The sequence below is a fragment of the Pseudodesulfovibrio nedwellii genome, assembly GCF_027923765.1.
Classification (GTDB): Bacteria; Desulfobacterota; Desulfovibrionia; order Desulfovibrionales; family Desulfovibrionaceae; genus Pseudodesulfovibrio; species Pseudodesulfovibrio nedwellii.
This window is the reverse complement of sequence record NZ_AP026709.1, coordinates 478,425-499,882: the sequence shown is the minus strand read 5'-3', so window position 1 is coordinate 499,882 and position 21,458 is coordinate 478,425. Positions and strand designations below refer to the sequence as shown.

Annotated in this window: 18 protein-coding genes; 3 read left to right on the top strand and 15 right to left on the bottom strand. The window is 48.5% G+C overall.

Features of this window, described 5'->3' with window-relative positions:
• The first annotated feature begins 11 nt into the window (after positions 1-11).
• Both nadA and nadB read left to right on the top strand, forming a co-directional pair.
• Positions 12-1,052, top strand: a complete 1,041-nt coding sequence (gene nadA, locus SYK_RS02390; protein WP_281762026.1) for a quinolinate synthase NadA — start codon at positions 12-14, stop codon at positions 1,050-1,052.
• A gap of 26 nt (positions 1,053-1,078) precedes the next feature.
• Positions 1,079-2,668: an L-aspartate oxidase gene (nadB, locus tag SYK_RS02385; protein WP_281762025.1), complete on the top strand. Its 1,590-nt coding sequence runs from the start codon at positions 1,079-1,081 to the stop codon at positions 2,666-2,668.
• Between the two features lie 266 nt (positions 2,669-2,934).
• Here nadB and SYK_RS02380 read toward each other — a convergent pair whose 3' ends face one another.
• The 7 genes from SYK_RS02380 to SYK_RS02350 all read right to left on the bottom strand — a co-directional run bounded on the left by SYK_RS02380 (position 2,935) and on the right by SYK_RS02350 (position 9,750).
• Complete coding sequence (locus SYK_RS02380; protein WP_281762024.1) at positions 2,935-4,398, bottom strand: TrkH family potassium uptake protein; 1,464 nt, start codon at positions 4,396-4,398, stop codon at positions 2,935-2,937.
• The gene (gene trkA / locus SYK_RS02375) at positions 4,399-5,766 is read right to left on the bottom strand and encodes a Trk system potassium transporter TrkA (protein WP_281762023.1); all 1,368 of its coding nucleotides are present in this window, start codon (positions 5,764-5,766) and stop codon (positions 4,399-4,401) included.
• A 164-nt stretch (positions 5,767-5,930) separates the two neighbouring features.
• The gene (locus SYK_RS02370; protein WP_281762022.1) at positions 5,931-6,590 is read right to left on the bottom strand and encodes a nitrite/sulfite reductase domain-containing protein; all 660 of its coding nucleotides are present in this window, start codon (positions 6,588-6,590) and stop codon (positions 5,931-5,933) included.
• Between the two features lie 27 nt (positions 6,591-6,617).
• A complete protein-coding gene (locus tag SYK_RS02365) occupies positions 6,618-7,250 on the bottom strand; it encodes a nitrite/sulfite reductase domain-containing protein (RefSeq protein ID WP_281762021.1) in 633 nt (210 codons plus the stop codon).
• Positions 7,251-7,284: 34 nt separating this feature from the next.
• Complete coding sequence (locus SYK_RS02360; protein ID WP_281762020.1) at positions 7,285-7,602, bottom strand: cupin domain-containing protein; 318 nt, start codon at positions 7,600-7,602, stop codon at positions 7,285-7,287.
• Between the two features lie 15 nt (positions 7,603-7,617).
• The gene (locus tag SYK_RS02355; protein ID WP_281762019.1) at positions 7,618-8,406 is read right to left on the bottom strand and encodes an ATP-binding protein; all 789 of its coding nucleotides are present in this window, start codon (positions 8,404-8,406) and stop codon (positions 7,618-7,620) included.
• 27 nt (positions 8,407-8,433) lie between these two features.
• Positions 8,434-9,750, bottom strand: coding sequence for a 4Fe-4S binding protein (locus tag SYK_RS02350; RefSeq protein ID WP_281762018.1), 1,317 nt, complete (start codon positions 9,748-9,750; stop codon positions 8,434-8,436).
• A gap of 101 nt (positions 9,751-9,851) precedes the next feature.
• Here SYK_RS02350 and SYK_RS02345 point away from each other — a divergent pair, with 101 nt between their 5' ends.
• On the top strand, positions 9,852-10,526 hold the full coding sequence (locus SYK_RS02345; protein WP_281762017.1) for a Crp/Fnr family transcriptional regulator: 675 nt from the start codon (positions 9,852-9,854) through the stop codon (positions 10,524-10,526).
• An 81-nt stretch (positions 10,527-10,607) separates the two neighbouring features.
• Here the strand turns inward: SYK_RS02345 and rpsT are convergent, their stop codons facing one another.
• From rpsT to mfd, 8 genes are all read right to left on the bottom strand, one after another.
• On the bottom strand, positions 10,608-10,874 hold the full coding sequence (rpsT, locus tag SYK_RS02340) for a 30S ribosomal protein S20 (protein WP_281762016.1): 267 nt from the start codon (positions 10,872-10,874) through the stop codon (positions 10,608-10,610).
• A gap of 119 nt (positions 10,875-10,993) precedes the next feature.
• Positions 10,994-13,102 carry a glycine--tRNA ligase subunit beta gene (gene glyS / locus SYK_RS02335; protein ID WP_281762015.1) on the bottom strand — a complete coding sequence of 703 codons (2,109 nt, stop codon included), beginning with the start codon at positions 13,100-13,102 and terminating at the stop codon, positions 10,994-10,996.
• A gap of 42 nt (positions 13,103-13,144) precedes the next feature.
• A complete protein-coding gene (gene glyQ / locus SYK_RS02330) occupies positions 13,145-14,014 on the bottom strand; it encodes a glycine--tRNA ligase subunit alpha (RefSeq protein ID WP_281762014.1) in 870 nt (289 codons plus the stop codon).
• 13 nt (positions 14,015-14,027) lie between these two features.
• Positions 14,028-14,786 (bottom strand): DNA repair protein RecO, encoded by a 759-nt coding sequence (recO, locus tag SYK_RS02325; protein ID WP_281762013.1) that lies wholly within the window; start codon positions 14,784-14,786, stop codon positions 14,028-14,030.
• Positions 14,787-14,809: 23 nt separating this feature from the next.
• Complete coding sequence (locus SYK_RS02320; RefSeq protein WP_281762012.1) at positions 14,810-15,778, bottom strand: helix-turn-helix domain-containing protein; 969 nt, start codon at positions 15,776-15,778, stop codon at positions 14,810-14,812.
• On the bottom strand, positions 15,775-16,746 hold the full coding sequence (locus SYK_RS02315) for a SurA N-terminal domain-containing protein (protein ID WP_281762011.1): 972 nt from the start codon (positions 16,744-16,746) through the stop codon (positions 15,775-15,777). The genes SYK_RS02320 and SYK_RS02315 overlap by 4 nt, the downstream gene beginning before the upstream one ends.
• A 100-nt stretch (positions 16,747-16,846) precedes the next feature.
• Positions 16,847-17,866, bottom strand: a complete 1,020-nt coding sequence (locus SYK_RS02310; protein WP_281762010.1) for a peptidylprolyl isomerase — start codon at positions 17,864-17,866, stop codon at positions 16,847-16,849.
• Positions 17,867-17,874: 8 nt separating this feature from the next.
• A complete protein-coding gene (gene mfd / locus SYK_RS02305; protein WP_281762009.1) occupies positions 17,875-21,360 on the bottom strand; it encodes a transcription-repair coupling factor in 3,486 nt (1,161 codons plus the stop codon).
• Between the last annotated feature and the right edge of the window lie 98 nt (positions 21,361-21,458).

Genomic DNA, 21,458 nt, shown 5'->3' with positions numbered 1-21,458 from the left:
AGAGGAACACTGTGGAAAACCCCAAGGACACCATCATTAGGATTAAGGAGGCCATGGGCGAATCCCTGTCCATTCTCGGCCATCATTACCAGTCGGACGAAGTCATTGCCTTCACCGATGTTCGTGGTGATTCTCTTGAGTTGGCCCGCAAAATCAACGACCTTAAAGCAAAACACATAGTGTTCTGTGGTGTGTTTTTCATGGCTGAATCTGCTGCCATTCTTTGCCGACCGGACCAAAAAATCCACATTCCGGATACCTCCGCAACCTGCCCCATGGCTGACATGGCTGAAGGTAAACGAGTCAGACAGGTTCTTGATATCCTCCAAAAAAATGGTCGAAAGATTGTTCCACTGACCTATGTGAACTCCTCAGCAGCCGTCAAAGCCGTGGTGGGAGAATATGGTGGTTCAGTCTGCACCTCTGCCAACGCTCAAACCATGCTCTCCTGGGCCATAAAACAAGGTGACGGTGTCCTCTTTCTGCCGGACAAACATCTGGCCCGCAACAGTGCCAATGCACTCGGCATCCCCGAAGAAGAACGCATTCTTCTGCCGGTCGATGTCATCGAAGGTGATCCTGAATTGTATGTCACGCCATCCATGACTGACGACAAGCAGTTCATCATTTGGCCGGGATACTGCCCAATTCATGAAGAATTTTCACTCGACACCATCGAGGCGATTCGTGCTGCTGAACCGGAAGCTCGTATTGTCGTTCACCCCGAATGCGATCCGGCATTGGTTCACGCTTCCGACGGCAACGGCTCGACCACCTATCTAATAAAATATGCTGCCGAGGCTCCTCAAGGAGCAACCATTTACATTGGTACCGAGGTAAACCTCGTTAACCGATTGGCAGACCAGTACAAAGGCGAAAAGACCATCAAACCGCTCATTGCAAGCCAATGCGACGATATGGCCAAGATAACCGTGGAAAAACTGGCCCACACGCTTGATAACCTTGAAACCGCTACGCCTGTCACTGTGAGCGACTCCATCAAGGAACCAGCAAAACTGGCTCTTGAGCGCATGCTCAAAGTTTGCTCCTAGACTGGCAGACGTGCTAAGGCCCCGTCATGAACAATTTCCGATTGCAAAGCGATGCTCTTATTATCGGATCCGGTATTGCCGGATCCATGGCAGCTCTCACCCTGGCCGACCAAGGGCATGACGTCATTATCATCACAGCCGGAGAAGATCTCACCAACGGCAACACTTCTCTTGCGCAAGGCGGCATCGTTTATCGCAACGAAAACGATGATCCTAAATTGTTGGAAAAAGACATCCTGACAGCAGGATGGAAACACAACTTCACGCGTGCAGTACGTTTTCTGGCTCGTAAAGGCCCGGAAGTTCTTCAGGAAACCTTTCTTGAAAAATACAAAATCCCCTTCAACCAACGCAAACCTGGCGATTGGTATCTGACTCGCGAAGGCGGCCACGGTCTAGCTCGTATTCTGTATTGTGACGACCACACAGGTCGAAACATCATGGAAGTCCTCAGCGCCGCTGTTGAAGCACATGAAAATATCCGTGTCCTGACCAAACGAACTGCCATTGACCTCTTGACCACACAGCATCACGCCAAACACCTTGATTTCAAATACAATCTTTCCAATCAATGCATTGGCGCCTATGTCTTCAATGAAAATCTGGGCAAAGTGGAAACCATCTTGTCTAAATTCACCATGCTGGCTACAGGCGGCATCGGACAAATTTACCTGCACACAACAAACACTTCCAGCTCGATAGGCTCCGGCCTTGCAATGGCCCACAGAGCCGGTGCAAGGCTTATGAACTGTGAATATGTACAGTTCCACCCTACAGCTCTTTACGAAGGCTCAAAACGCGGAGAACGGCGTTTTCTGGTGTCTGAGGCTGTACGTGGTGAAGGAGCGGTACTCATTAACTCCAAAGGCGACCCGTTCATGCCACGGTACGACACCCGCGCAGACCTTGCTCCGCGCGACATTGTTACCCGTGCAATCATGGACGAGATGCTCCAAATCGACGACGACTGTGTGTATCTCGACACCTCCGGCATCAAGGAAGACGTCAACAAACGCTTCCCTACCATTTCCAAAAAATGTCGAGAGATGGGCATAGACATAAGCAAAGATCCGGTCCCTGTCGTCCCTGCCGCGCACTATTTCTGCGGTGGTATTCTCGTAGACAACCGAGGTCGCTCTACGCTTGAAAAGCTTTACGCAGCTGGCGAATGCAGCTGTACCGGCGTCCACGGTGCCAACAGACTAGCAAGCACGTCACTACTGGAAGGAATGCTCTGGGGTTACAGTGCCGGACAAGATATGATTTCGCGCATGAACCATTCTGCCGCCCTCAGTCGTAAACTCAATGAATCAATCCCAGACTGGATCAGCATTGGACACGAGCACAATGAAGACCCAGCTCTGATCGCTCAGGACTGGTCTAACATTCGTAACACCATGTGGAATTACGTGGGCATCGCGCGAACAAGCAACAGATTGGGCCGCGCCTTCTCCGACATGCGCAAATTAACGAAAAATCTTCAGGATTTCTATCGCGAAACCGAAGTCAGCAAAAACATCATTGATCTTTTCCATGGGTCACAGGCCGCATACATCATCACTCTTGCTGCCCTAAGAAACACAAAGACAAAAGGCTGTCACTATCGCATTGACTAAACCTGACGAGCTTTCTTCTTACACCAACTGTTCAGGTGAAATTCATAATAATTATGAATTTCACCCTTTTTTTTACCATCTCACAACACAACATATTCACACAGCTCTTTTGAAAGGATTCTTAAATCACAGGACAGAAACCGTTGCCCAACAACGACTCTAGAAAAAATATAGTATATTTCTAGATAAATAAAACGTATATTGGGAACCATAAAAAGCCCGGCAACACATGTATTGCCGGGCTTTTCCATTTCTTAACAATTCAATTATTTTCGCCAAAACTCCGGTACGAAGAGAATAATAACAGTATAAATTTCAAGCCTTCCTAAAACCATACAAAAAGTCAGAACCCATTTTGCAATGTCGGGAAGCCACGCAAAATTATCCGTTGGGCCGACCCCTCCAATACCAGGACCAATATTACCGATGCAAGCCAAAGCGGCGGCAAACGAAGTAACAACATCAACCCCCGTGGAAGCAACAATAAAGGCCGCAAGGACCAACAGGCCGAGCCAAAGTATAAAGAAGCCCCATACACCGCTGATGACGTCATCCTTAACCACAGTTCTACCCATCTTCACATGACTAACAGCCCTAGGATGAATGAGTCTAAACAATTCCTGGTAGGACTGCTTGAACAGCAGCATGATGCGCATGACCTTCATGCCACCGCCAGTCGAACCGGCACATCCGCCCACGAACATGCAAAACAACAATATGGCCTGAGTAACCCCGGGCCACAATTCATAGTCTGCCGTGGCAAAACCCGTTGTGGTCAAGATAGAAGCAACTTGAAATGACGTATATCTGATGGAATCGGAAACAGTATCGTAATTTCCTTCCGCATAAACAAATACAGTTATAATTGCGATAAAAATGGCAATCATAAAGGCAAAAACCCGAAATTCCGGATCTTTGATAAGGACTTTGAACCGCCCTTTCAACAAAAGATAATGTAAAGAGAAATTAACACCGGCAATAACCATGAACACAGTAATGACGTAGTCAATATACGCGCTATCAAAAGCGGCAACCGAAGTATTTCTGGTAGAGAATCCCCCTGTCGCCATGGTGCCGAAGGTGTGGCATAGGGCGTCAAAAAGATCCATGCCGCCAAACATAAGCAACACTGTTTCCACAGCACTGAACAACAGATAGACCTTCCATAAGGTCATGGCTGTATCCTTAATACGCGGCTTGAGCTTATCAGGAGATGGTCCCGGCACCTCAGCCTTGTACAGCTGCATGCCACCAATCCCCAAAAACGGCAGAATGGCAAGGGAAAATACAATAATCCCCATGCCGCCAAGCCAATGTGTAAGACTCCGCCAGAATAACAGGCCACGGGGTACGCTCTCGATATCAACCAAAACCGATGATCCAGTTGTACTGAAACCAGACAAAGATTCAAAAACACAATCCACCACGGATTCAAACGTACCGCCCAGATAGAACGGCAGTCCTCCGAAAACTCCGGCCGCAAACCAGCCCAAGGCAACAATGGCCATGCCCTCGCGGTGGGTCATGACAGAAGATTTTTTCGAAGCTTCTGAGTCACGGAAAAAGGCAAAAGCCAGACCGCCAGCGATAACAGTGATCCCCATGGATAGACCTATGGGATAAGCGGTACCATCACCGTAATACAACCCCCAACCGAAAGGTAAAACCATGGTCAGCCCGATACAGGCGACCAGCGCACCGATGATGTGGAGAACATATTTCCAACGCATCTAGAAAAACTCCACCGTCGTGGTCAGCACTTTTTCCACTTTGGGAATATTTTGTCTGGTGGAAATAATGATCAATCTGTCATTGGGTTCCACCACAGTATCACCTCGAGGAATAACAACGTCGTCACCACGCTGGAAACACAAAACAAGACACCCTCTGGGAAATCCAAGATCCTTAACCTCTTTGCCCACAATAGGAGAATCCTCCTGAGCAACAGCTTCAAGAGCTTCCGCGGCCTCTCCTTTGATAGAGACAGAGGAAATAATCTTTCCACGTCGAATAAAATGAAGCAACGTGTTGATTGCCGACTGGCGTGGACAGACCACATAATCGATACCAATCGGCTCGATCAAAGGCATATACCCAAAATTATTCACACGAGTAACAGTACTCTTGGCACCAAGACTCTTGGCTAGAAGACAAGACAAAATATTAGTCTCTTCATCACCAGTCACGGCAATGACCATATCCATATCTTGAATGTTCTCTTCCCGAAGAATTTCCTGATCTGTTGAATCCCCCATGAGAACAATAGGACGATCCAAATGCTCAGAGAGATATTCACACCGCTTTTGCCTATTTTCGAGCAAACGGGTGTGATAGTATTTATTATCCAGAGCTTTGGCCAAACGGAAGCCGATGTTGCCGCCGCCAATAATCATAACCTTGCGCACAGGCTCAGCAAAAATTCCAAGCTGTCGGAGAATTTCATCCTGATCCCGGATATCACAGACGAAATACACGAGATCGTCCTTTTTAATGACATCCAAACCGCTAGGAATAATCAACTCGCCATCCCTGACCAAAGCAGCGATAACGATACCAAGATCATCACCAATCTTCTCTCGCAAATTATACAATTTGCTTCCGATTAAATGGCTATCTTCAGGTAAATTGACACCAATCAAACGAATTTTGCCATTGGCAAATTCATTGATTTCCACAGCCCCCGGCACACTCATAAGGCGTAAAACCGAATTCACAACCTCTTCGTCCGGGTTGATTATCTTGGTGATCTTTGCTCCGTGTTCAGTAAGTAAACTCTTGTAATCAGTATACATCTCACTACGGACACGGGCAAGTTTGGTGACATTTGGATTTAACAGATTGGCAAAAGAACAAGCAAGAAGATTGATCTCATCAGAATCGGTCACAGCTAAAAAAATATCAGCCTTGTCGACACCGGCTTCTTCGAGAACCTTCGGACTGCTGCCCGACCCTTTAATAGTCTGCACATCCGAAGTTTCAGCGATTTTCCTCAAAGCTTCGTCGCTCGTATCAATAACGACGACTTCTTTGTTTTCTACCGCCAACCGCTGAGAGAGGTGAAATCCGACCTCGCCGGCTCCAATGATGATAACCCTCAAAAGACAACTCCTGTGTGGATGAGAGTAAAAACCCCATCCCTTCTACGCGTGTTTCCCATCCAGTGCAACATCATGAAAAACTGTACGAATCAATAATATTAGATCGTTACAAACAACAACGGCCCTGATCACTCAGAGCCGCATTCATATTTTTTTCAGCACGCCTATAATATGGCTTTCTTGACTTCGTCAATACCGACTTTTTTCAACAAACGCGCAGAACGACTGCGTTTCCCGGCATTGTCACGATAATAATCAAGAAAACGTTTCACCAACTCGACTGCTTCCTGTCGAGTTAGTTCTTCTGCCAGTACATCCGCAATGCGCGGCCTGCCCGAAGCATTACCACCAACGACCATAGTCCACCCTTTCGGTTTTCCAATAAGGCCTACATCACGCACATAACTTTCAGCGCAACACATGGGACAGCCGGACACGCCAACTTTAAGTTTTGCAGGCAATTCCTTACCCACAAACATCTCTTCGAGTTCCAAGCCAAGTCCCAATGAATCACGAATACCGAGCTTGCAAACTTCAGTGCCGGGGCACGCCTGCACATAATGCACGCACAACCCCACTGCTGGACCGATGTCCATCTTGAGGTCTTCCCAAACGGCATCCACTTGCTCTTCTTCGAGACCGACAAGAGCAATCCGCTGACCCGATGTAATTTTCATAATCGGAATTTCAAATTTCCGACCGACCCGGGCGAGGGCTTCAAGGACATCCGGCGTGACCAACCCTACAGGCGTTCTGGGAACGATGGCATAAGTTTTCTTGTCACGCTGAAGTATCGCGCCCTTGGGTGTCTCTTTCTGAGCCATGATTACAAACTCCAAATATAAGAATAGTTATTCGCCAAAGATTGCTTTCTTGATAGCGTCCACACCAACACGCTCTGCAAATCGCGCAGTGCGTTCTTTAACCTTGGCGTTTTCCGCATAAAAATCAAGCGCCTTTCCGATTATTTCAAAGGCTTCAATTTCGGTGACATCCTGCGCAAGGACATCTCCTTGACGAACACGTTTCCCTCCATTTCCACCAAAAGAAACAGTCCAGCCAGTCTTGCGCCCGATCAATCCGATATCGCGAATCAAGGACTCCGCGCAGCACATTGAACAGCCGGAAACACTGGACTTGAGTTTGGTAGGCAAAGAGTAATCCTTCAAAAATTCCTCCATCCTTGCTGCCAATCCCATGGAATCCTGCATGGCAAGCCTACAGCCGGTCGTTCCCAAGCAGGATTGGACCTTATGTCTAAAAACATCTCCGACAGGCCCTACTTTTTCCACCACTTCCCGAAGAATATCAGCGGATACACCATCGATCATGACACGCTGCCCTGCCGTGACACGAATTCCGGGCAAACCGTATTCTTCCACAACGCTCTGAATGGCGGCGAGTTGCCTGGCTGCTACCTGCCCCTGGCTCATCTGAGGCACCACAGTAAACGAGCCGTCACCTCGGGGCTTGACGGCTCGCATTGGGAGTTCTTTTATATATTCTTTAATTTCCATCTTAAATAGGGGGAGCTATGGTTACGAGGACACGCATATCAGTCGTGGCCCTCACGCCGTGAGGTTCTGCAATTTCCGACACCAATATATCACCGGTACGAGCTGGCATGGTCGCACCATCCGCAGCCAGGAATTCACCTTCACCTTCAAGAATGGTCAGGGTCAATTCTCCTTCCAGTTCATGGGAATGCACAGGAAGTTGCTGCCCGGCCCGAAAGTTGAAATTGATCACCTTCATGAACTCTGATTCGTGCACCAAGAAGTTGGAAAACGTCAAGTCCTTGAAACCATGCTCATTGAATAATTCAGTCTTCTTCATGGGATAAACTCCTTGCTAAAATTCCAAAGGAACAGTTTCCAGAACGTTACCATTTCTACCGACTGTCAGTCGAACAGTATCGACCTTTTTTCCGGCGCGCTTCACGGCTTCACGCAAAATCACTGACATGGAGGAACAACATGGCACTTCCATTTCCAAAACTGTGATGGATTTCAAATCATTCTCGGTCAAAATATCGGCCAGCTTTTCTACATATTCCATTTGATTGTCAAACTTGGGGCAACCCAAAACCACAACACGTCCGGCGACATATTCACTATGATAAGATGGCATGGCTACAGGGACACAATCTGCCGTCAAAAGCAGATCTGCGCCTTTGAGAAACGGTGCATTCGGCGGAACAAGCCGCAACTGTACTGGCCAATGAGACAATGCAGAACCACCGGCAGGCGACGCCATGGGAATGTTGGCCCGTTCACAGGGAGACATGGTATGCATAGCAGCACCAGGACAACCGCCCATGGGCTTGGGAGAACCGGCAGGCTTATCCAGACGCAAACTTTCCGGGGAAGGCATGTGATCCGGCACTTCTCGCCCTTGTGCCTTCAGATGTTCCGTTACAGCTTTAGGGTTGAAATCTTCAGCCTCACGCACTTCAACTTTGAGCGCACCGGTTGGACAATCGCCCAAACACGCACCCAATCCGTCGCAATAGATTTCCTTAACCAATCGTGCCTTACCATCAACGATAGCCAGCGCGCCCTCTTCACAGGACGGGACACATTCGCCACAACCGTTGCACAGTTCCTCATCAATAGTGATCATTTTTCTCGTGCTCAACATGGTGATATCCTCTCTTTTCTCTTATCTTTACATTCTTGCCACGCCAAGAAAGATGGCGTGTAGGGTGACAACCAGAACTATAAACAGTGTTCTGGCATTCTCACCGGACAATCCCGGAAAACTATATCCTATATGCTTGTGCACACAAGCGGACACGCAATCGCCGCAAAGAGTACAGGAAAGAGCCGGACGCCCCAATTCCATCCTACTTTCATCCAGCGCATTGTAGCGACATCTCGTGTAACAGGCACCGCACTTGGTGCAATCGGAATTAATACGAATGCGCCAAGGTGAAATCTTACCCATGATATTTGCAATCAGACCCATGGGGCAAAACGTGATGCAATGGGTCATCATACCAGCCTTCCGCGAAACAAATGCCATTATCCCCACACCGACCAGACCAAAAAAGACTGCGAATAAGACGGCCGAAGTACCAGGCATCCCCATGGACCTCAAAATCCACGCTGTAGCAATTGTCAGAAGCAAGGTTGTACCACGTCCAACAATACTCAGACGCCTCAGGATCCCACTGGGCGCAGGACGCGAACCAAGGCGGCTCATGGTGTCATCCCATGCACCAATATAGCAAAGATGACTGCACCACGCCGGACCGACCAAAAATATAGTGACGGAGAACAGGATGAGCATGAAGAACCCACCGCCTCTGAAGACAGGCCCTCCAAGGATCAAGGCAGGAACCGGCAAATGGAGATTGCCGGTCATGAGCATTTGTTCCATGCCCATCAATCCCAAACTCAATTGCAAAAAAAACAATACCGAGAACAATCCCCATATGCGAGGACGAAGCGTACGGTGCCCACGAGGTTGCATCATGCGCCCACCAATCCATTGAGCGTATACACCCAACGCAAAAATTTCTGCCCACCCCCACCCTGGCAGGTACCGGTCAGCCAACAAGACAGGAAAAGGAACCTTGGTTCGAGCCAAAGCCAGTCCCAAAATCGTCAAAATAAATATTGCAGTACGCGCCGCAGACTTGTCGTGAGCAACAAAAAAGTAATCCTTGGCTCGCTGACTCAGCATGGCCATCAGGGCAAAGCCATCAAATACAATAACACCCGCCATTATAGCAGTCAGTCGCTTCCATGGCAGATCAAACGCCTGTCGAAAACTAACAAAATCCACGGTGGCGTCCGCCCAAATAAATCCACCCCACAAAAGAGCTGCAACGACACCCCAGCGCACCCACGCCTGTCGGGTAAACAGGAGTCCGGCCAGAATGACAAAAGAAGCCATTAAGCCAAAATCGCCTTGTCTAAGCGAATGGGCTGCCAGCAAAAGTAAGGCAAGCAAAGGTATGATCCAAAAAAACTTTTTCACTGTTTCGTTCTCCGTACACAGACAATGAACTTTTTTTTTGACGGGAACCATGACTTAGGTCAAATTACCGTATCATAACGAAAAATGGAGCAAATTATTTCATGGATAAACTTGCAGCAGTCAAAGGTATAGCCTTCTTCGAAGGACTCCCCGAAGAAAAATTCACTAAGCTTGCAGATATTGCCGTTATAAAAAAGTTCAAGAAAGGAGAGACGTTGTTCCTTGGCGATGTGCCAGCCCACGGATTCTTTGCGCCAGTCATTGGCAGAGTAAAGATTTTCAGAACATCCCCGGCTGGTAAGGAACAGATACTTCACATTTTTGGCCCTGGTGAAGCGGTGGGCGAGGTGCCGGTATTTCAAGGAGGCACATTCCCAGCGAATGGTCAGGCTTTAGAAAAACTGGAAACCCTTTTTTTCCCGCGCAAAGACTTTGAACGCATTATCCGAGAGGACCCGGATTTGGCCATGAAAATGATGGCCATGCTTTCTCAACGTCTCCGTATTCTGGTCAACAAGATTGATGACCTAAGCCTCAAAGAGACACCTGCACGCGTCGCGTCGTATCTTCTCCTGCTGCGTTCTTCACAGGATTCAGCGACCTTCAAACTTGATCTTCCCAAAGGTCAAATCGCGCACTACCTTGGCACAATACAGGAAACATTATCCCGCATTTTCAAGCGCTTTGCAGAAGATAAAATTATCGAAGTCAGCGGCAAGGACATTACCATTCTGGATGAAACCGCCCTTCAGGATATCGCGGATCAAGGCCGATAAAACGCCGACTCAAAACTCCAACCACAAAAAGCCCGCTGTACATATGTACAGCGGGCTACTTTCATAGCAGCAAAAATACGGCTATTCAGCGATCTTGTTGATTGCCACCTGAAGGCGAGCAATACGGCGCTGAGCCTGACGCTGGTGGATGATCTTTTTACGGGCAGCTCTGTCCAGAATGGACGTAGCGTCCTTCAGGGCCTCCATAGCCTTTGCAACATCCTTCTCCTCGATGGCCACGCGAACAGCCTTAACGGTGTTCTTGATACGGGTCTTGGAAATGCGGTTGCGGGCGCGACGCTTCAAGCTCTGACGGTGCCTCTTCAAGGCGGACTTGTGATTAGCCAAGGTAATTTCTCCTGATCAATTTATTATCGTAGTAAAATACTATTGCTTGTTATTATTCCCAAAGGGAGAGCCTTTTATATGGACTCTTCCTCTGATGTCAAGTGTTTTCTAAATAGAAACTAGACTTGCAATGCGTTAAAATCAGCCAAACGACTCAAACGGTCAACCAGTGCTTTCAACAGATTTAACCGATTCAACCGGATATCCGCATCATCGCACATAACCATGACGTTGTCGAAGAAACCATCCACGGAAGGACGCAACTCTCCGAGAAGTCCAAACAAACCACCAAACTCACCGCTTTCCCACAGATCGTCAAAACGGGGCGCGATCTCTTCCAGCTTGCTGCCGAAAGACTGTTCATGCTCACCTTCAAACAAATCCGCATCATAAGAACCCGTCAGGGTCTGCCCTGCTTCGTTCCCTTGCTTGCGGATAATATTCGAAGCACGTTTAAACGTCAGCACGGCCTGTTCGAAATCGGCTTCTTTGCTGAACTCGCTCAACGCCTTCAAACGAGCTTTCAAGGTTCGGATGTCGTTAAATCCGGCACCTAGAGCCGCATCGACCACGCGGGTTTCAAAACCATGTCCAATGAACAAAGCACGGAGACGCTGTCCAAAGAAATCCTTGAGCTTAACAAAAGCTTCCGGTTGCTCAACCTTCCACTTTACATCTGCATAGGCCCCCTGAGCTTCACGGAGAAGCACATCAAGATCCACATCAAGCTCATGTTCCATAATGATACGGGAAATGCCCAGAGCGCAACGTCTGAGGGCATACGGATCATTAGCACCAGTAGGTACTTTGCCCAACCCGAAACAACCGGCCATGGTATCAACTTTGTCAGCCATGGACACAAGCGCACCAGCCAGACTGGATGGCACAGGAGTGTCAGGACCTGCCGGGAGATACTGCTCATAGATTCCCTGAGAAACGATGTCGCCCTTTCCGGCGAGTTCCGCGTATATGCCACCCATTTTGCCTTGCAAACTGTCAAACTCGATGACCATTTCCGATACGAGGTCGGCTTTGGCCAAACGACCAGCCATGGCATATTTTTCAATTTCACCCGGCATGATGGACTTGGACTCGCCAAGAACTTCAGCCAATTTGCCACACAGGGTTTCGATACGACGAGACTTGTCGCCTACGGAACCAAGGGGACCGAGAAAAACAACGTTTTCCAGCTTGTCCAACCATGTTTCGAATTCAACCTTGCAATCAGCTTCCCAGAAGAAACGCGCGTCTTCCAGGCGGGCCTTGAGCACACGTTCCCATCCTTTCTTGACCAGAGCCACATCCAGCGGCTCAATGTTCAAGGTCGTCAAGAAATGCGGCATCAATTTGCCATCCGGGCCTTGCACACCAAAGCTTTTCTGGTGCGACTGCATGGACGTCAGCAAGACCTCGCGCGGCAATTCAAGATACAAGGCTTCAATGTCACCAATGAGCGGCTTGGGATACTCGACGAGATTGGCAACCTCTTCAAGCAATCCGGCATGCCAAACGATTTCCCCACCAAGCTCCTTGGCCAGACGATCGCCTTCTGCAATTATGGTCTTCTTCCGTTCTTCCGGGTCGATGACAACCTTGCAATCATTCTTGATGACAGAAAAATAATCGGCAGTGGAATTCACCACATGAGGACCATGCCCCATTACTCGATGCCCACGAGTTTCTCGTCCGGTGGTCAAGTTTTCCACGGTGAATTCAACAACCTGATCATCCAGCAGGGCCAAAAGCCACCGCAAAGGACGACCAAAGGTAAAATCATAATCGCCCCAATGCATTTTCTTGGGGAAAGAAAGAGATTCGATTCCCTTAATGCAAATATCAGGCAAAATATCAACGGTATTACCGCCGCCGACAGTCTTCTTGGCGGCCAAATATTCACCTTTGCCGGTTTCCATCTTAAACAGAGCATCTTCAGACACACCCTGAGTTTTAGCGAACCCCTGTCCTGCCTTGGTCAGATTACCCTCTGCATCATAAGCGATACGGGTCGGTGGCCCAGTCACAGTCTCCTCTTCCTGATGTTGCTTCAGGGCAATGGATGCGACATGTGCGGTGATACGGCGAGGAGTAGCGTAACATTTCACGCCCCCATTCTCGACCATAGCCTCATCGAGAGACTTGGCAAAGACGCCTTCCAGCTCGGCAGCCAACTTGGGTACGAAACGGGCTGGCATTTCCTCTGTTCCGATTTCCAGAATGAATTCGGCCATTGTACTTCTCTTTATTCTCTATATTCGTGTCTGTTGCGTCGACTACTTATTAAGCATGGGATAGCCCATTTCTTCCCGCTGGTCCGCATAAAGTCTGGCAATTTTAGAAGCCAGATTACGCACACGACCAATATAAGAGGCGCGTTCAGTGATAGAAATCGCGCTTCGGGCATCCAGCATATTGAACGAGTGAGAACACTTGAGACAGCAGTCATACGCAGGCCAGGGCAATCCTTCTTCACACAGCATGAGGCATTCCGCTTCAAACTTGTTGAAAAGATCGAACAGCATATCCGTATTCGCCAACTCAAAGTTGTACTTGGACATCTCAACTTCATTCTGATGGAAAATATGTCCGTATTTTATCTCATTATTCCACATGAGATCGTATACAGACTCCTTCTCCTGCAAATACATGGAAAGGCGTTCAAGACCGTATGTAATTTCCACGGATATGGGTTTGAGATCAATACCACCAACCTGTTGGAAATAAGTGAACTGCGTCACTTCCATACCGTTGAGCCAAACTTCCCAGCCCAATCCCCATGCACCAAGAGTCGGAGACTCCCAATCATCCTCGACAAAACGAATGTCATGGGCTGCGGCATCAATACCGATGGCAGCCAGACTTTCCAGATACAATTCCTGAATATTATCAGGAGAAGGTTTCAGAACGACCTGAAACTGATAGTAATGCTGTAACCGGTTGGGATTCTCGCCATACCGACCGTCAGTGGGACGGCGGGAAGGTTCGACATACGCGGTTTTCCACGGCTCAGGGCCGATAACACGGAAAAATGTGGAGGGGTTAAACGTCCCAGCCCCACACTCAATGTCCATGGGCTGGACAACGGCACAGCCATAGTCTGCCCAAAAATTCTGCAATTTCAGTATAACATCCTGAAAATTCATTGCTTACTCCAACTCATACCTTTTTATACATGCCATTATCCCAGGACAGGCCCAGGTGATACGCAACGAAAAGCTCGATCAATTGACTCGTTTGCCGCCGGACTTCATTATTCATGGATACAGTCAGCCAATCCAAAGGACGACTATGTTGAATCCAATCAAAAGCACGAAGCACCCCGGTGGAAACTGGCCGAGCAAGTCCCTCTAACGGTTTCCCGCCTGAAAGACAAGTCCGGCAGGCCACTTGCCCCCCTTCAATTCCGAAATGGCAACCATCAAGAGAAACAACAGATTGACCACATATTCCGCAGGAAAGGAAATCCGGATGAAACCCCATTTCAAAGGCCAATTTCGCACGAAACAACCATGGAGTAAAATCGCTGCTTCCACCACCCTTTTCCAGCATATGGAGCGTTTCCAACAAAAGCTCATACACAGGACGAGCATCAGACGGATCGATTTCCACGGCTTCAATAAATTTGATACAATTGACAGCAAGGCCAGTTCTGGTGGGATCTTCACGAATTGCAGGGAAATTATGAAGCAGGGAACCTTCTTCAAGAACCGTATATGTCCCGGTCTTGTTGGTTCCAATCGTAAATAAAACAAGGCTTAAAGGATCAAGGCACCCAACGAATCGACGACGACTACGGGACCCGCCAAAGGCAAAGGCATTAAAAATGCCACGTCCGGGCGTGAGAAGTTTAACCCAGCAATCTGCCTCCCGAAAACGCCCCACCTTGAGTACTAGAGCTTTTTCAGTGGAGCTCATACGATCATCCTTGTAATGAGGGTCTATTCCATACCGACGAATAATGTCTGAATATTGCTTTTGTTTTTATCAAGAGCATATGGCTTACCATTGTATGTCACAGTTACACCAGCCACGTTACCAATGCGAATTCTCCGGGGATAATTAAACATCAACCGAAGAGGTTCACCTTTCTTCAAAACAAAATCACGAGCCATTTTTGACTCATCGCCCTTCCAAACGCCAATCCAACAGCCCTTATTCGTTGTTGCAGTGATAATCATCACATGGGCGTATCGAGTTTGTCCTGGAGCCGCTTCTTGTGTCGCGACAACTTCTTTTTCGCCGGCACCAGGCTGAGGAATCGCAGGCTGAGCCGCAACAGGCTTTTCGGCTTCAGGTTGAGGCGTTGCAGGCGCAGGTTCAGGCTTAATCTCTTCAGGTACTTCGACCGGAGTAACAGCTTCTTCCACAACAGCTTCGCCTTCAGCCGGTTCAACTGTTTCGACAGCATCTTCGATCGGTTCCATGACAACAGACGATTCTGGTGTCTCAACAGATTCGGAGGTTTCACTGGTCTGAACCGGAGTCGAAATTTCTTCGCTCTTATTCAAGTACATGACGAGAGCTATAATAGAACAACTCAACACAACAACAAGAAGAATAGAAGGCCATACTGAACGCTTCTTGACAGCCGGAGCATCTGCCTCCTGAAATGCCTTTTCCGCAGACGGAGAAACTTCATAATCAACTTCATCAGCATTCTGCTCATCAAGTTGATATTCCCTGTCCACCACCATGGATAATTCGTCAGCATCCAAGCCAAGCAACCGAGCGTAACTCTTGACGAACCCCTTCGTATAAACAGGATGAGGCATGGACGAACTATCGCCGCTCTCAAGGGCAATCAAATTAATCCGGCTGATTTTGGTGGCCTCCATGACCGCCTCTATAGTCATACCCTTGGCTTCGCGCCCTTCTTGCAACGCTTGTCCGAGTTCCTGAAAATTCATTGAGCTACTCCATTATCGGGCTTGGCGGAATCATCCATATAGACGATGACCGAACTTTGTTTCAGCTTATCGAAATACTCAGTAAAGATGGTATCCCGTTTTTTCTGCATCAGTTCCTGATAAATCCCGTCACGCACTTCTTCAAGTGGGACAAGACGATCTTTCGAAATATTCACAGGTGAAAGAAGTGCTTCCTTCCCCTGAATTGTCAAAGGCTCACTGACCGCACCCGGCTTGAGGCCTTTCAATGCATTTTTCCAATCTTCAGCCAGATCAGCATACCCAAGTTCACCGATGGAACCACCGGATTCCTTGCCTGGACCGACGCTGTATTTCGCAACAGCCTCTGCAAACGTCAATTCGTCGTCATTAATCCGTTCTTTCACTTCGACGGCAGAAATGTCTGAAGGCAAGAGAATAATGGCGAGTTCGACCATCTTATCGAGCGTGTAGTCATCCTTTCTGGCTGTGTATTCTTCTTGGATTTCCGTATCGGTGACCAGCACCTTTTTATTGACCATATAGCCAATAAGCTCCTGCTTTTCGAGCAATTTTTTTAACTTAACCCGAAAATCGTCAACGGTTAATCCATCTTTGGCAACCAAGGCTTCAAAACCGGCATCATCCAATTTTTGGGCCTCCATGACGCGCTTGATTTCCTTATCAATGTCCTCATCAGTAACATTGATGCCGTATCGAGCAACCTCCTGATCCACAAGCACCTGATTGACCAGATTATTCAAAGCCTGTTTACGAATCCTGCCGAGTTGTTGCTTTTCCGCAGCACTCAGCTGTCGTCCTTTAAGCTTATCAAAAATCGGACTCATTTCTTCATCAAGGTCATATTCTGTAATGATATTATCGTTAATTTTCACCAAGATACGGTTAATTACCGTCTCAGCAGCCCACGCTTGGGCCGTGGATATCATAAGCATGGCTCCAATGAGCAACGAGAAAAATTTAACCACGCATTTACTCCTTAAAAAGTGAAACGGACTGTGTGTTCCACCGATATTTTGACGAATTCTAGTCACTTTGGACAGACTATGCAACGAATGAGCCGCCGATTTAATTTCCCAGGGCGCCCTCTGTTGACACATCACTGCCTGATTCTTCCATGTTTTCCTGAATTGCCGACATATCCGGCTCGACAGCTTCTGCCTCGTCCTTCTCCATGGCTTCAGCCAAAAGATGTTCACTCACGGTTATCGTTGCCGTTGCCAGATTTTCTGAAAGCCATGCATCAAAGGCATCATGTAACTTTCTTTCAAGCAACGCCTCTTCAACAAGAGGGTACGCCTGTGCCGGAGCCAAAACTTTGGCCTCACTCCGTTCCAGAAGAACCAAGGCTTCAAAACCGAGTCGATCCGTCAGGACATCGCTTGACTGGCCTGGTTTCAACCCTTCCAAAGCACTCCGCCATGCTGCGGAGAGTCTCCCTTCACGTACAACAACCTCACGTGTTTCCACTTCGCCAAAGGCCGTTGCCAAATCCATCTGATTTTGATCCTGACTAAATTTCTCAACAGCCCTGACCACCAGCTCCCGACTAGGGCCGCGCACAACGAGTATACGCATGCTTTCCGGCAAATAAAAATCGGAAATATGCTCACGATAGTAGGCTTCAGCCTCTTTATAATCAATTTTGATCTGCGCTCTAAGTACCTGTTGAAAAAGTTTCTTTTGCGCAAGATAATATTTCAACTGCCGACGCCAGGATTTCAAATCAATATATTCTTCGACCAAAACCTGTTCAAAAGCGCCCTCGGGATAATCCGCCCGAACAACCTCTTCGGCTTTTTGCACCTCTTCATCGGTCACGGCCATATCCCGACGCACTAAATCCTGAACGACCAATTCCTGCACAACCAAATCGGCCAGAATATCTCCATACTCATTCCTGAGCTTTTCTACACTAGGGACATAGGTTCCAACAGAATCAGCCTGAAATTGATCATGCTGAAATTCCAGCTGTGTCAAATAGATAGGCGCCTCGTTAACTCTGGCAACAATCCCGATATCGTCGGAATCGCCCGAACAACCGGCCATGACTACAATAATCAATAAAAAAATAATGTTACGCAACATGTTGACTCTTATTTTGTATCGTTTGCGGTGTCGGATTCCATATCCAACATTGCTTCCAGATCAATAGCCGTTTCTTCAAGGGCCTGTCGCATGGAGTCTATTTCTCCATATCGAATTTCCAACTTAGCCGGAGGAACAATTCGGGTCATGTCGCCACGAGCTGCGACCCATTGCATCAATTTTTCAGGACTGACAGCAATAGCGTTGTCACTCCACGTAACAACAGCCCGCCCCGGATACAACTCCGCTCTGGCTGCCTGCAATCTTGACAACGTCTGCTTCAAGCGTAACACACCGAAAAAGGAATCCAACTCTTCCGGCAATGGCCCAAAACGATCTCGAAGTTCCGCTTCGAATTCACGGAGTTCCAAATCGGTAGAGGCTGACGACAACGCCTTGTAATACCGAAGTCTTTCCTTTGAATCAGGTACATATCCACTCGGAATATGTGCCTCGAAAACAAAATTAAGTTCCGGATCACTGGCTCGCGTTTCGGCTTCGCCTCGCAACCGTCGAACCTCTTCCTCCAACATTTCCAAAAAGAGTTCCAGCCCGACTTTGGCAATCTGACCAGACTGGGTCTCCCCCAAAATATTACCAGCACCACGAAGACGTAAATCTTCCATGGCCACCTTGAATCCTGCTCCCAGATAATCCATGTCCAGAATGATACGCAAGCGTTTGCGCACAATTTCGGAAATATCCTTAATGGAGGGAACCACAAAATACGCATAGGCCTGCCGTTCACTTCGGCCAACGCGCCCTCTCAGTTGATACAACTGACCAAGGCCAAACAATTGCGCCTGATCCACAATCAACGTGTTGGCATTGGGGAAATCCAACCCGGATTCAACAATGGCCGTACAAACAAGCACGTCGAGTTCACCATGCCAAAAATTGCGCATGGCCTCTTCCAAAGTTTTTTCATTCATCCGCCCATGGGCCATGCCGACTTTGGCTCCAGGGACTAATTCTTTTACAAAATCAGCGACTCGCGCCAGCCCGTTCACCCGATTGTACACCCAGTAGATCTGACCACCACGTGCAAGCTCCCGCTCCAGAACGGCCTTGAGTTCCAAAGCTTCACGTTCCATAAGCGCCGTTTCAACAGGTTTACGGTCAACCGGCGGTGTCTCGATAACTGACAGCCCTCGAATCCCGGACAGAGAAAGTTGTAATGTACGAGGAATAGGCGTTGCAGTTAGTGTCAAAACATCAATGTTTTGTCTGAAATGCTTGAGCTTTTCCTTGTGTTTGACTCCAAACCGCTGCTCTTCATCCAATATGAGCAATCCAAGGTTAGGCAGTTCCACATCCTTGGACAAGAGACGATGGGTTCCTATGAGAATATCAATCTCACCTCTAGCCGCCGCCTCAATAATAGTCTTCTGCCGCTTGGCTGAAACAAAACGACTGAGCATGCCAACCCGGACAGGAAATCCTTCCATCCGCTTGGTAAACGTCTGATAATGCTGCTCCGCCAACACCGTGGTCGGACACAGCAAAGCGGTCTGGTATCCTTCCAATGCAGCACGGAAAGCCGCGCGCAAGGCAACTTCAGTCTTGCCAAAACCAACATCGCCACACACAAGCCTGTCCATAGGCTCCGGTTTTTCCATGTCACGAAAGACATCGGCCACGGCCTTATCCTGGTCCGGCGTCTCTTCAAAACCAAACGTTGCTTCGAACTCGGAATACATATCGTCTAGCGGGCCATAGCCAAATCCCTTACCCACTTTACGAAAGGCATACATCTCGACCAGTTCGTGTGCAATTTTCTCAATGGCCTTACGGACTTTGGCAGTAGTCTTACTCCAACGGGTTCCGCCAAGCTTATCCAGAGAAGGCCGCTTCGCCCCCTCAGGCCCCTTGAACCGCTGCACCAGATTGAGCCTATCCACAGGAAGGTACAATTTATCATCGCCCGAAAAGAAAAGCAGCAGATAATCGTTGGCACCCGCACCGATGTTCATATGATGCAATCCACCAAACTGCGCCAACCCATAATCACGATGTACGAGAAGATCTCCTTCGGAAAGATCCTCGTACTTCTCCAGTCCCTTGAAGGCTTTTTCTCGCCCGACATGAACTCGTGCAGCCTGCGGCTGTAAAATTTCTTCGCCAAGAATACGCGTTTGATCCCAAGCCAACTCCATCCCCTTGCGCAAAGGGGAAATCAACGCAAAAATACCACGCCCGCCCGGTTTGAATTCTAAACTCATGGGCAGCTTTTCCTGCTCTGCCAAAGCCAGGAACTTACTCCGTGAACGCTGTGTCCGAAAACTGAGAATAGTGGTCTGCCCCGAACGATTCCACTCTTTCAACCCCGTCATCAACGCGGACCACGGCCTTCTTGAAGCCTCGGGCTGCCAAAAAATATCCGTAAAATCACTATAGGGTATCTCACCCAGATCGATACCGACCTTTTCACGCCCGATAGTCAACTCTTCAAAAACAAGCTGTCTGGCGTCACGCCATACTTGTCGAGCTGCTTCGTGAGTACGCACAATAAAACGCAAGGGAAGGCTCACGCCCTTCGCCCGCTCTTCTTCCTTGAGAAAGTCCCGCCATGCCTGATCCCGATCTTCCAACCGCGCCCGCAAGGTACCACCGGCCGACAACAAGTATGCCGCATCCTTCGGCAAATAAGCCTCTAGCCCGACCGGATTATCATAATACAAACCAGGCCAAACAAAGCCATTGTTGGCATCAAGGCGTTCAATCAGGGAATGTTCTTGCGCCGAGTTTATTTCTCCGGTCTTTCGGAATTTTTCCCACATGACAGTCGCTCGTTCCGCATAGTCGTCTGTGGTAATCCCCGGTGAAACAGGAAGCAAAACAGCTTCTGCCAAATCGGCTTTTGATCGCTGGGATGCTGGATCGAACAGTCTGATTTCTTCCAGAATGTCACCGAAAAATTCCAACCTCAATGGAAGTGCATATCCGGGCGCGTGGATATCGAGGATATCGCCGCGCATGGCCATATCGCCCGGGCCAGAGACCAACTTACGCCGTACATACCCCCAACTGACAAGCTGCTCCAAAAGAATATCGGGCGACATTTCTTCGCCCTTGGCAAGCGAAACCCAATTTTCTCTCAGGACAGACTCTTCTGGCCAATGCGGCAACAGGTTGTCCGAGGTCATAAGCACGCCGCACGGCTTTTTCCCATAAGTCAAACCGTACAAGGCCGCCCAGCGTTCGCTCCACGCCTGTGCGTCAGGTGTTTTTGAATGATATGGAGGAAGAAAAAACCAATCGTTTTCCCAGGTCGGCCGCTCCAGCCCCGCTCCTGTCTCCGAAGCAAACAGTGTCAAAAGCGCCCGCATTTCCTTAAATTCGGTAACACCGGGCACAACAAGGACCACACTGCTTCCCTTAGAAAGCAGGGACTTTGCCATAAGGGCCTGACTACCCGGTCCGCTTTTAAAAATACGGACAGAATCAGTCGCTTTGCGCATGAATTCAGATATAGCTTTGGGATATAATGACATGGTGTGTCTGGTTAAGAGCTTTCAATATCTCTGGTTGAAAAACGGAAAAGCCGCCTTCTCCCTATCGGGAGTAAAGCGGCTTGTCAGCAAATATCTAC